Annotated in this window: 9 protein-coding genes and 4 pseudogenes; 11 read left to right on the top strand and 2 right to left on the bottom strand. The window is 45.7% G+C overall.

Annotated features, from left to right (window positions below; translation table 11 throughout):
• Positions 1-12 precede the first annotated feature (12 nt).
• From folC to purF, 6 genes and pseudogenes are all read left to right on the top strand, one after another.
• The gene (gene folC / locus P7F88_RS22585; RefSeq protein ID WP_277828489.1) at positions 13-840 is read left to right on the top strand and encodes a bifunctional tetrahydrofolate synthase/dihydrofolate synthase; all 828 of its coding nucleotides are present in this window, start codon (positions 13-15) and stop codon (positions 838-840) included.
• A 40-nt stretch (positions 841-880) separates the two neighbouring features.
• A pseudogene (locus P7F88_RS22575) lies at positions 881-1,287 on the top strand (glutamate ligase domain-containing protein).
• Positions 1,277-1,494, top strand: a pseudogene (locus tag P7F88_RS26550) (cell division protein DedD); the annotation flags it as partial. The pseudogenes P7F88_RS22575 and P7F88_RS26550, both read left to right, overlap by 11 nt.
• Positions 1,495-1,554: 60 nt before the next feature.
• A pseudogene (locus tag P7F88_RS26545) lies at positions 1,555-1,816 on the top strand (SPOR domain-containing protein); the annotation flags it as partial.
• Between the two features lie 63 nt (positions 1,817-1,879).
• Positions 1,880-2,371 (top strand): CvpA family protein, encoded by a 492-nt coding sequence (locus P7F88_RS22565; RefSeq protein WP_277828484.1) that lies wholly within the window; start codon positions 1,880-1,882, stop codon positions 2,369-2,371.
• 38 nt (positions 2,372-2,409) lie between these two features.
• Complete coding sequence (gene purF / locus P7F88_RS22560) at positions 2,410-3,924, top strand: amidophosphoribosyltransferase (protein WP_277828482.1); 1,515 nt, start codon at positions 2,410-2,412, stop codon at positions 3,922-3,924.
• A gap of 98 nt (positions 3,925-4,022) precedes the next feature.
• On the opposite strand, the gene P7F88_RS22555 is transcribed toward purF, so the two are convergent.
• The gene (locus P7F88_RS22555; protein ID WP_277828480.1) at positions 4,023-4,904 is read right to left on the bottom strand and encodes a LysR family transcriptional regulator; all 882 of its coding nucleotides are present in this window, start codon (positions 4,902-4,904) and stop codon (positions 4,023-4,025) included.
• A gap of 228 nt (positions 4,905-5,132) precedes the next feature.
• Between P7F88_RS22555 and P7F88_RS22550 the strand changes: the two genes are divergently transcribed.
• From P7F88_RS22550 to recR, 5 genes and pseudogenes are all read left to right on the top strand, one after another.
• Positions 5,133-6,227: a response regulator gene (locus P7F88_RS22550; RefSeq protein ID WP_422128585.1), complete on the top strand. Its 1,095-nt coding sequence runs from the start codon at positions 5,133-5,135 to the stop codon at positions 6,225-6,227.
• Positions 6,228-6,497: 270 nt separating this feature from the next.
• Positions 6,498-7,043, top strand: a complete 546-nt coding sequence (gene apt / locus P7F88_RS22545; RefSeq protein WP_277828476.1) for an adenine phosphoribosyltransferase — start codon at positions 6,498-6,500, stop codon at positions 7,041-7,043.
• Between the two features lie 9 nt (positions 7,044-7,052).
• Positions 7,053-9,274, top strand: a pseudogene (dnaX, locus tag P7F88_RS22540) (DNA polymerase III subunit gamma/tau).
• A 159-nt stretch (positions 9,275-9,433) separates the two neighbouring features.
• Positions 9,434-9,766, top strand: coding sequence for a YbaB/EbfC family nucleoid-associated protein (locus tag P7F88_RS22535; RefSeq protein ID WP_277828474.1), 333 nt, complete (start codon positions 9,434-9,436; stop codon positions 9,764-9,766).
• Between the two features lie 16 nt (positions 9,767-9,782).
• The gene (gene recR, locus P7F88_RS22530; protein WP_277828472.1) at positions 9,783-10,382 is read left to right on the top strand and encodes a recombination mediator RecR; all 600 of its coding nucleotides are present in this window, start codon (positions 9,783-9,785) and stop codon (positions 10,380-10,382) included.
• A 60-nt stretch (positions 10,383-10,442) separates the two neighbouring features.
• Here the strand turns inward: recR and P7F88_RS22525 are convergent, their stop codons facing one another.
• On the bottom strand, positions 10,443-12,047 hold the full coding sequence (locus tag P7F88_RS22525; protein ID WP_277828470.1) for an NAD(P)/FAD-dependent oxidoreductase: 1,605 nt from the start codon (positions 12,045-12,047) through the stop codon (positions 10,443-10,445).
• Between the last annotated feature and the right edge of the window lie 143 nt (positions 12,048-12,190).

Genomic DNA, 12,190 nt, shown 5'->3' with positions numbered 1-12,190 from the left:
AGTTTTGAGTTAATGAGTAAACACAATATTCCACAAGCCACATCGTCACTACCGATGTGGCTTGATTATTTAGAAAATATCCACACTAGTGCAATTGACCTCGGCTTAGATCGTGTAGAGGTAGTTGCTGATAAAGCCAATCTAAGAAAGCCCGCTCAAACTATCATTACCGTTGCTGGTACCAATGGCAAAGGTTCTACCTGCAGCATTATGGAAGCTATCCTGCTAGATGCCGGATACAAAGTTGGTGTCTACAGTTCGCCCCACTTGATTCGTTACAATGAAAGGGTTCGTATCGACGGTCAGGTTCTGCCTGATCAACGCCACTCACAAGCTTTTGCGTTTGTTGAAGAGCAGCGTGGTGAAACTAGCCTTAGCTTTTTCGAGTTCGGTACACTGGCTGCGTTAAAGCTATTTCAGGAAGAATCCGTTGATGTTGTCTTACTTGAAGTCGGTCTTGGTGGGCGCCTGGACGCAACCAATATCGTTCATCACGACGTTTCCATCATTACCAGTTTGGCTGTTGACCATGTGGACTGGCTTGGTGATGACATAGAAGTCATCGGTTACGAAAAAGCGGGAATATTCCGCTCAGACAAACCTGCGATATGTGGTCAACCTGAGGCTCCTGCGTCCGTAGCGGCTCATGCTGATGATATCGGAGCTAAGCTGTATCAGGTAGGTTATCAGTTCCAGTATCAAGAGCATATTGAATCCTGGGATTGGTACTGTGGTGCCTTTGATATGAAGAACCTTCCTAAGCCGTCTTTGCCATTACCTAATCGCAGCAACAGCATTAACAGCGCTGGGTGTTTCTGGACTGGAAATTACCGATGTTAATGTGGTTAACGGCTTAAAGAACGCCAAACTGGCAGGAAGAATGCAAAAGGTCTCTGGCTCTCCGGTAACGATTCTTGATGTGGCCCACAACCCTCACTCCGCTGGGTATCTGGCAGAGCAACTTCAAAAGCAATACCCTAATAAAGGATCCATTGTGTATTGGGGATGCTAAAAGATAAAGATATTGAAGCGACAATATCAGTTTTAAAAGAGGTGGTCAGTTTCTGGTATCTGGGTTCACTCGAGGGGCCAAGGGCAGCCACGGCAGATGAGTTAAAACAGTACACACCGTCAGACGCACAAGTATTTGGTTCGCCAACATTCGCTTACAAAGAAGCGCTTATAACAGCAGCAAAAGACGACATTATTATTGTTGCTGGCTCTTTCTACACTGTGGCGGAAATTTTGGTTTACCTTCAGTTACAAAGGAGTTCCGGTGGCAAGTAAATTCCAAAGTCGATTAGTTGGGACCATCATTTTGGTAGCGATAGGTGTTATCGTGCTGCCTGACGTATTAGATGGTCAAAAGCTTCACTACAAGAAGAGTTCGCTGCTATTCCCATAAAACCTGAAATTGATAACGGTAGTGAAACCTTTGAAGTGCTTGAGCCAATTGAAGTGGAAACGGAGCTACCAGAAGCCCCGGTGTTAGCTGAGGTGACTATCGGAGAAGAACAGTCTGAATCAGACACTGTTGTAGTCACTGAGAAACCAGTGCCTGGTAAGAATGAATACCAGGATAGCGCCTGGATTATCCAGCTTATGGCGTTAAAAAATGCAAAAAACGCGGAAACTCTGGTAGAGGATCTTACAGAAGCGTGGTTTTAGAGCATTCACAAAAAATGAGAATGGTTTTACGCGAGTTATTGTTGGGCCTGATGTATCTAAGGTAAAACTTGAGAGACAGATAAAAGAGCTGCAAAAAATTACTGGCTCGAAAGGTCAATTGCAAAAATTTAAACCACTAAATCCTTAAGAAAACGTTTGCGTCGCGCGATTTTCTGTTAAAATGCGCGCCAACTTTAAGATGTACTAAAAAATGAATTGGATAGATTTCGTCATATTAGGGGTGATAGGGCTCTCTGCTCTTATCAGTTTGATTCGCGGTTTTGTGAAAGAAGCTTTGTCTCTGGTTATCTGGGCAAGTGCTATATTTATCTCAAATCAGTATTACGAGAAGTTAGCAGTATATTTCACAAAAATTGAAGATGATTTATTCCGTAAAGGTGCGGCAGTACTGGTTCTTATCATATCTACATTAATTGTAGGTGCATTATTGAACTATGTTATTTCGCAGCTGGTCCAGAAAACCGGACTGTCCGGCACTGACCGGATACTGGGAATTGTCTTTGGCGCACTCAGAGGTGTTCTGATTGTTGCAGCGGCGCTCTTCTTTGTTGACGTGTTTACCACTATTCCGGGTGCAGACTGGTGGCGGGAGTCCGTTTTGATTCCTGAGTTCAGCAGAATAATTGAACCGTTTTTCGAACACTTAAAGGAAACATCAAGCTTTTTAACTAACACTATCTAACGGATAGTGTAAGCGTTCTTAGAATCGAGGATTTAGACATGTGTGGTATTGTTGGAATCGTGGGCACATCGCCGGTGAACCAGTCAATTTATGATGCGTTGACTGTTTTACAGCACCGTGGCCAAGATGCCGCGGGTATTGTTACCATAGATAGCAATCGTTTTCGTCTTAGAAAGGCGAATGGTCTTGTAAAAGATGTATTTGAAGCAAAACACATGCAGCGCCTGCAAGGTACAGTAGGTATCGGTCACGTTAGATACCCAACCGCTGGCAGTTCAAGTGCCTCGGAAGCGCAGCCGTTTTATGTAAACTCTCCGTTCGGTATTACTCTGGCGCACAACGGCAACTTAACTAATGCTGCTGAGATCAGAGAGAAGCTATTTGAGAAAGATCGTCGCCATGTGAACACCACGTCAGACTCTGAAGTTCTGCTAAACGTGCTGGCTCACGAGATTGACACGGTAAAAGGCAATGTGACTTCTGAAGACGTGTTCAGAGCGGTTACAAACGTACACAGAACCGTACGTGGTGCATATGCAGTGGCTGCAATGATTATCGGTCACGGCATGATCGCTTTTCGTGACCCTCACGGCATCCGTCCGTTATGTCTGGGTAAACGTCAGATTAACGGTAAGTTCGAGTACATGGTTGCTTCTGAATCCGTTGCTCTGGACGCGGTTGGCTTTGATTTTGTCCGTGATGTCGCGCCGGGTGAAGCGGTTTACGCAACGTTCGAAGGCGAACTGTTTACACAGCAGTGTGCTGATAATCCTCAGCTTAATCCATGTATCTTTGAATACGTATACTTCGCACGTCCAGACTCATTTATCGACAAGATCTCTGTTTACAGTGCTCGTGTTGAGATGGGCAAAAAGCTTGGTGATAAGATTCAAAACGAATGGGCTAACCTTGATATTGATGTGGTTATCCCTATTCCGGAAACTTCGAACGACATCGCCCTGCAAATTGCACAGAAACTTGATTTGCCATACCGTCAGGGTTTTGTGAAAAACCGCTATGTTGGCCGTACCTTTATCATGCCAGGGCAGCAATTGCGTAAGAAGTCAGTTCGACGCAAGCTAAATGCGATTCGCTCTGAGTTTAAAGGCAAAAATGTTCTTCTGGTTGATGATTCAATCGTACGTGGTACGACATCAGAGCAGATCATTGAAATGGCTCGTGATGCAGGTGCTAAGAAGGTATACATGGTATCGGCAGCGCCTGAGATTCGCTTCCCTAATGTATACGGTATAGACATGCCAACAGCCAACGAGCTGATTGCTCATGGTCGTGATGCTGACGAGATTGCCAAGCTTATTGGCGCTGATGCACTTATCTTCCAAAGCCTGGAAGATCTTGTAGCTGCTGTCGGTGAAGGGAACAAAGATATTACTCAGTTTGAAACGTCTGTATTCAATGGGGAATATGTAACAGGCGATATTGATCAAACATACCTCGATTTCCTCGATAAGCTTCGTAACGATGATGCGAAACTTCAAAAGGATATCCAGGCGGATCTGGCTAGCCTGGAGTTATACAACGAGGGTGCGTAAGGTCATCAGGCCATCGCAGCTTTCGAAGAAGTTAAAAAAGGCTTGGTTGATGTTCAACCAAGCCTTTTACGTATCTAATAGGCGAAAACCTGGGACGGCTATTTTTGTTCGTGATAATGGGTGACAAAGTCAATCAGCAAGCGAACCTTTTCTGGTTGATGGTCTTTGTGGTTGTACACCATATAAATATCACGAGGGTTGGCGCTCCAGTCTTCAAGGACACGGACCAGAGTCCCATGATCAAAGTATTCCTGGAGCATAATATCGGGCATTAATGTTACACCTAACCCGCTTGCCGCAGAACGCCTTACAACGTTGAGCTGATTCGCTTCAAAGCGGCCTTTGTCGGTATTGATGACGGTTTCACCATTAGAGTTTGTCAGGTGCCACTTTAGCAGTGGGTCACCTTTCAAAAGCGCATGGCGTGAGAGGTCTTCTGCGTGGTTAAGAGGGGCTGTTGACTGGCTCAGGTATTCTGGGCTAGCAACGAGAATGTCTTTCACTTCATTAATCTTACGGGCAATAAGGCTTGAGTCACGCTGGGGGCCCACGCGGAACATCACATCCCATTCGGTCGGGTCAATCTCTTCTGCCTGATTGCTCATATACAGTTCAATATTGATCTCAGGGTACTCCGCCATAAACCTGGTTAGCATTGGCAGGATTAAGCGCTTGGTAAGGTTAGATGGAGAACAGACCTTGACCTTTCCTGCGGCACCCTTACAGTCATCTGCAATTTCTTCTGACGTTGACGTTAGCCTTTTTAGAAGAGGGGAGCATTCCTGATAAAAACGCTCACCGGCTTCAGTAAGAGTCAGTTTTCTTGCATGTCGGTTCAGGAGCCTGAGATCCAGAGAGTCTTCAAGAGCCTGAATTCGCCTGGTAATGGTTGCCACTGGAATTAACGTTTTTCTTGATGTCGCTGTGTAGCTTCCATTTTCGACAACGAGTCGGAAAAGGTTTAAATCGTCAAATTTCATTAAAGTTCTTACACCATCTTTTTAAGTCCAGACAATTTACCGCTAACTCTTAATGAGTAGTTTGCTCAATATCAAAATGTGGCTCGGTTTCACAGGTTTACGTATTGACAGGTTAGAAAGCAGAAATCCATATGTTGTATATTTCGTGTTTCAAGGCTACTTTTTATAGGGGGAGTTGGGAAAGGTACATAAACGCAGTCTTGCTAATTCTGGTTTAATGAGGTTTCAATTATGAGTAGCTACGCAGGCTCTTCAGTTGCATCCAAGGATGTTTGTATTGATAAGCCTAACATTTTACTGGTCGATGATGATCCGGTTTTCCGTCGCTTCATAAAGGTGCTGCTTGAAAAAAGTAACTATGAAGTAACCGAAGCCGAACATGGGCTAGATGCTCTTAAGGAATTAAACGTTCGGGTTCCTGACCTTATTGTTTGTGATATCGCTATGCCGATTCTTAATGGTATCGAGTTTGCTGAAGAGGTGAGTTGGGAATATCCCGACACGCCAATGATAGTGGTGTCAGCAACGGAAGACATGAGCGATGTCGCAAAGGCGCTGCGTTTTGGTATCAAAGATTTCCTGACCAAGCCAATTACTTCTCCTCAACATCTTATTTCTGCTATTTCAAATGTTCTGGAAGAAGAAACGGATACCTCTTTAGCGCCTAAAGACTTTTCCAGCCAGTGGTTCCGCCTTGGAGATAAAGGAGAAATCCCTGCTGACAAAGAGCTTCACTGGCATTTGGAGTACCTCAAAAATAATCCGAGTGCGGCAAGGGATCTGTTAACTGCACTATTGCCAGATCGAGACGCCCGTCAGGGGAACTGGGTGTGCAGCTACAATCTATTGCAATCTTCAGAATCACTACCTTTAGTGTTTGATTATGCCTGGTTAATGGATGGGCAGTTTGCCTTTTATATTATTGATTCTGCATCCGACCATGGAAATGGAGTTGCTACGTCACTACTTGTTAGGGCTCTATTCAATGATAGTCTGCGCCGACAAACCATGAGGGTAGACAAGCTCAAAGAGTTCGTTGAAAACGTTGAAAAGGGAATTGAGTGTCTGGACAGCGTTTCATCCGTGAATGCTTTAGTAGGTATTGTTGATATGACAGATAGCACGGTAAGGATTTTACCTGCGGGTCTGGATGCGATTTGGAGTGAAGGTAAGCAGAATGTGCACGTAAAGGCAGGCAAACGTCTGGGTGAAGGTTTGGCAAACGTTGCGACAATAGAAGAGCTGAATATCACCAGCGGTGGCAAACTTAATCTTGCCAATCTGGGCGTCAGTCATTTTTCGTTGGATATTCGGCCAACATGAGTTGGTAAAAATTTGTCTTCAAGCAAAGTTTTACCATTTTATTAATAATTTGAACGTTTGCTTTTGTTAAGCTGGTTGCTCATTAAAACGAAAGACACTAACATAGCAGGGTTGTGCCCACTCTATTGAGTATAGAGTGGGCGTTTACTTTTATGCGCAGGATGAAAGTTCTACTTTCTGAGGCTTTGACGCTAAGAATCCACGCTTGTAATGCCAGAATAAAAACAATCAAAACTCAGGGACACAAGCCAACAACTGAATCTAAGAATCATGACTACACAAACAATTTCTTTAATTAAATCAAGCATCAAATCAATTCAAGACTACCCGAAACCAGGCATTTTGTTCCGTGATGTGACAAGCCTGATGGAAGACTCAAAAGCTTACCAGGCAACCATTCAGCTGCTGGTTGAAAAATACAAAGACATGGGCTTTACCAAGGTTGTTGGTACAGAGGCTCGTGGTTTCTTGTTTGGTGCTCCTCTTGCACTTGAGCTTGGTTTAGGTTTTGTTCCTGTTCGTAAACCAGGAAAGCTACCACGTGAAACGGTTGCAGAGTCTTACGAACTTGAGTACGGCATGGACACTCTTGAGATTCATGTAGATGCTATCCAGCCTGGCGACAAAGTACTTGTAGTAGATGACCTGCTGGCAACCGGCGGTACTATTGAAGCAACGACTAAGCTTATCCGTGGTTTGGGTGGTGTAGTAGAGCACGCCGCGTTTGTTATCAATCTGCCTGAGATTGGCGGTGACAAACGTCTGGAAGGTTTGGGCCTGGAAGTTTACAGTATCTGTGAATTTGAAGGTCACTAAAGGAAATTAATGAGTTATCTAGCATTAGCGCGTAAGTGGCGTCCTTCCCAGTTTGATCAAGTAGTAGGGCAGGCACATGTCCTAACTGCTTTAGAGAACGCCCTTAATCAAAACAAGTTACACCATGCCTATCTGTTTAGTGGCACCCGAGGAGTTGGTAAAACCACCATCGGAAGATTGCTGGCAAAAGGGCTCAACTGTGAAACAGGTATTACATCGACACCTTGCGGACAGTGCTCCACGTGTCGTGAAATCGATGAAGGCAGATTTGTTGACCTGCTAGAGATTGATGCCGCTTCCCGAACAAAAGTTGAAGATACCCGCGAACTGCTGGATAACGTTCAATACAAGCCTGCCCGTGGCAGGTTTAAAGTTTATCTTATTGACGAGGTGCATATGCTCTCTCGTCATAGCTTTAACGCACTCCTTAAAACGCTTGAAGAGCCACCGGAGTACGTAAAATTCCTCCTGGCAACAACCGATCCACAAAAGCTTCCGGTAACGATTCTTTCCCGTTGTTTGCAGTTCCATCTGAAGCCAATCAGTGCTGATGATATCCACGAACAGCTCGATTTTATTCTTAAAAAAGAAAACGTTTCCGCTGAGCCGCGCGCACTTGGCATGCTGTCTCATGCCGCCGATGGAAGTATGCGCGATGCACTAAGTTTAACCGACCAAGCGATAGCTTTGGGTAATGGTGATGTCTCGGTAGCTACCGTATCCACCATGTTGGGTAGTTTAGATACGGATCAAGCCATTCATCTTCTGGAAGCTATAAGCACTAAACAGGTTCAGACAGCGATGTCTGCACTAAATGAGTTTTCTAACAACGGTGTTGATTGGGAAGGGTTGCTTAAAGAGCTTGCTACTCAACTGCACCGGGTTGCTATGTATCAGGCACTACCGGGCTCATTGGATAAGTCACGACCTGATGCGGAAAAGATAGAGTTACTGAGTGGCCACTTAAGCCCACAAGATGTCCAGTTGTGTTATCAAATTGCGACTAAAGGGCGCGAAGAGCTGGCTCTGGCTCCGACGGAAAGAATTGGCCTGGAAATGGTTGTGCTTCGAATGATGGCTTTCCGACCTGCGGTGACCTCCGGTGCAACCAAATTTATAAATACATCTGCGCAGCAAGAGCCAGATACAGAACAAGCTATACCGGTAAAACCAACTCCTGAGCAGCCTGAAACACTACATAAGCCAGCGGTCGAAGCTGCGCCTGCTCAGCCAAATAAGGCTCCGGTGGATGTAAAACCGGCGGCAGAGATAATTCAACCTGTTCAGGCTCCTACTCAGCATCCAAAGGCACCTGTCGTTGAGGTTTCTGGTCCAAGTTATGACGATCTTCCTACTTATGATGAAGAAGACTATCAGCCAGTTCCGGAACAGTATCAGGATGTGCCCGCGCAGAGTGCTCTGGTATCGCAGCCAGCACAAGGTCAGTCGTCGCCAGTTCATCAACAACAGGCCAGTCAGCAGCAAGTCAATCAGCAACAAGTTCCATCAGAAGCCACCAGGCCTTCCTCAGTAGGTGGATTGCGACATCAGTTGCGTTCGCGCAGGGCGTCTTCAGGTCAGGCAGGTACAAGCACAGGTCGACCTGAAAAAAGTCTAAAGCGGCATCTCCGTCGTCAGTTCTTGAGCGGGTAGCTCAAAAGCATGGTACGTCTGGGGCTATGCCGCAAAATCCGATAACAGAGGTTCAACCAAAGGCTGATAATGAGCCTTATCAATGGAAGCCAACACAACCGACAGTTACTGAGCAAAAACAAGAACTGACACCGACAGAGATAAAGCAAGCGCTTGAGCATACTAAGACACCGGAAATGGTGGAGAAGCTGGTAAAAGAGTCGGTAGAAGCGGACAAGTGGTCTGCACTGATTCAACGCTTAAATACGGCAAAGCTTGTTGAGCAGTTAGCGCTAAACTCGGCGTTTAGTAAGCAGGGCAATACAATAGCTCTATCTTTAAGAGCCCAACAAGCCCACCTGAACACAGATAAGGCTCAGAGTGAGTTGTTGGAAGCACTTAACCAGGCTTTAGGTGAAGAGTGTACACTTACTATTGAGGTTGGTACTCAAGGGAAGACACCGCTGGAGATCCGCGAGGAGCTTTATCAGGGCAAACTTCAGTCAGCGCACCAGAGCCTGGCTCAAGATCCTAACGTGGAATTTATTGTAAAACGTTTCGCGGCCGAGCTGGACAGCGATAGCGTGCGCCCAATTTAGCAATTGAATAGAATACCGGGGTTGAAGAAGTGCTTTTCAGTCCACATATTTCAGGGATAGCGACCCTATAACGAACATCGCAAGAGTTAGGTCATTTACTAATCATGTACTGACCTGCGCAGTATTAACCATTTATTGAAACAAACAGAGAGATTACACATGTTTGGTGGCAAAGGCGGAATGGGCAACCTGATGAAGCAGGCCCAGCAGATGCAAGAGCGTATGCAAAAGCTTCAGGAAGAAATCGCAAATATGGAGATAACTGGTGAATCAGGCGCTGGTCTGGTTAAAGTTACTATCACAGGTAGCCACAGTGTACGTCGTGTTGATATCGATGAAAGCCTGATGGAAGATGACAAAGAGATGCTGGAAGATCTGATCGCAGCAGCGTTCAACGATGCTGCTCGTCGTGTTGAAGAAACTCAGAAAGAGAAAATGGCTTCTGTAACTGGCGGTATGCAACTACCACCAGGTATGAAGATGCCTTTCTAAGCAAGACTAAAAATTTATGCGTACCAGCCATATGCTGGAACAATTGATGGAGGCTTTACGTTGTCTGCCTGGGGTTGGCCCCAAGTCGGCTCAGCGTATGGCCTTTCATTTGTTGCAGCGAGACCGAAAAGGTGGTCTGCAGCTAGCGGATGCTCTGACAAAGGCAATGACGGAGATCGGTCATTGTGAAGAGTGCAGAACGTTCACTGAAGAAGAAGTCTGCCATATCTGTAACAACCCTAAGCGCCAGGAAAACGGCATGCTTTGTGTGGTAGAAAGCCCAGCGGATATCGCTGCGGTAGAAGCTACGGGGCAGTACTCTGGCCGTTATTTCGTGCTGATGGGGCACTTATCTCCGCTTGATGGAATTGGCCCTAGTGATATCGGGCTAGACAAGCTGGACTTCCGGCTAGAGCGAGGCGATATTAAAGAAGTGATTCTGGCAACCAACCCAACCGTTGAGGGTGAAGCAACAGCACATTACATTGCTGAGCTTTGCCATGCTCATAACGTTTCTGCCAGTCGAATTGCTCACGGGGTTCCCGTTGGTGGCGAACTCGAACTGGTTGATGGAACGACCTTGTCGCACTCCCTGCTAGGGCGACAAAAACTGTAAATAAAAAAAGCGCCACGCAGGCGCTTTTTTGTGTTAGTTAATGATTGTGTCAGTTACTAGCTATTTCTCAGTCATCGCACGAGCGACGGCTTCAGCTACTTTGATGCCATCAATACCCGCCGACAGAATACCACCTGCATAGCCAGCACCCTCACCAGCTGGATACAAACCTGGGGTACTGATACTCTGACAATCTTTACCTCGCTTGATACAGATAGGAGAAGAAGTACGAGTTTCAACGCCCGTCAACATACCATCTGGTTTAGAGAACCCTTTGATTTTCTTCTCGAAAGCAGGAATCGCTTCACGGATTGCTTCAGTGACATAATCTGGTACCACATTACTCAGATCGGCAAGTGTTATACCTGGTGTATAAGATGGTTGAACTTCGCCAAGTTCTTTACTTGACTTCCCTGCCAGAAAGTCACCAATAAGCTGAGCTGGCGCATGGTAGTTTTCACCACCTTCTTTAAATGCCAACGATTCTAACTTACGTTGAAATTCAATCCCTGCTAATGGATGGCCTGGGTAGTCCTCCTCTGGAGATATCCCGACCACAATGGCGCTGTTGGCATTACGTTCGTGTCGAGAGTATTGGCTCATGCCGTTGGTCACCACACGTCCCTCTTCTGAAGTAGCCGCTACCACGGTTCCTCCTGGGCACATACAGAAGCTATAAACACTGCGGCCATTTTTACAGTGATGAACCAATTTGTAGTCAGCCGCGCCTAGTAAAGGGTGCCCGGCATTGTCACCAAAGCGACAACGGTCGATAGCGCTCTGCTCATGCTCAATACGGAAGCCAACTGAAAACGGCTTTGCTTCCATATAGATACCCTGGTCATAAAGTGTTTCGAAAGTATCACGTGCACTATGGCCAACCGCCAGGATCACATGTTGGCTTTTCAGGTACTCACCATTTGCTAGATGTACCCCTTTCACCTGGTTATCGACAAGATCGAGTTTATCCACACGGGCACTGAAACGTATTTCACCACCAAGTTCGATGATTTTTGCGCGCATCTTTTCAATCATACCGACCAGCTTGAAGGTGCCAATATGAGGCTTACTGACATATTGGATTTCTTCTGGCGCACCTGCTTCAACAAACTCGTTGATCACTTTACGACCATAATGGTTAGGATCTTTGATCTGAGTATATAGCTTGCCGTCTGAGAAGGTTCCTGCGCCACCTTCACCAAACTGCACATTTGACTCAGGATTTAACGGCTGTTTACGCCAGAAGCCAAAAGTATCTTTTGTACGCTCACGTACAGCTTTACCACGCTCAAGCACAATCGGTTTAAAGCCCATCTGAGCCAAAATAAGCGCTGAGAACAGTCCGCTTGGACCAAAGCCGATCACAACTGGTCGTTCTTCTAAATCTTCTGGTGCCTGCGCAACAAACTTATAGCTCATGTCTGGCGTTTCTTTTACGCGGTGATCGTTAGCAAACTTTTCAAGCAACTGCGCCTGGTTCTCTGCTTCAATATCGAGCGTATAGATGAGCTGAATATTTTTGTTGTTGCGGGCATCATAGCCACGTCTAAACATTGTAAAAGACAACAGTTGCGCTTTTTTAATTTTAAGCTTTTCCAAAATGGCTTTTTCGAGCGCAAGCTCATCGTGATCGAGGGGCAGTTTGATGTCTGTTAAACGTAGCATAGTTAAATTACTCTTTGTATTTGCCGGACGGCCTTTCCGTCAGGGCAGGATAAGATCGAAATACGAAATTATGGGCGGAATTTTACACGAATTCATTCACAAAGAAACTTGTGTTTTGAAGGTTATTCTCTAGAATTACGCCA

It is taken from the genome of Vibrio hannami, assembly GCF_029589055.1.
Classification (GTDB): domain Bacteria; phylum Pseudomonadota; class Gammaproteobacteria; order Enterobacterales; family Vibrionaceae; genus Vibrio; species Vibrio hannami.
Note: the sequence above shows the minus strand (reverse complement) of the source record. Positions and strands in the feature narration are given on the sequence as shown.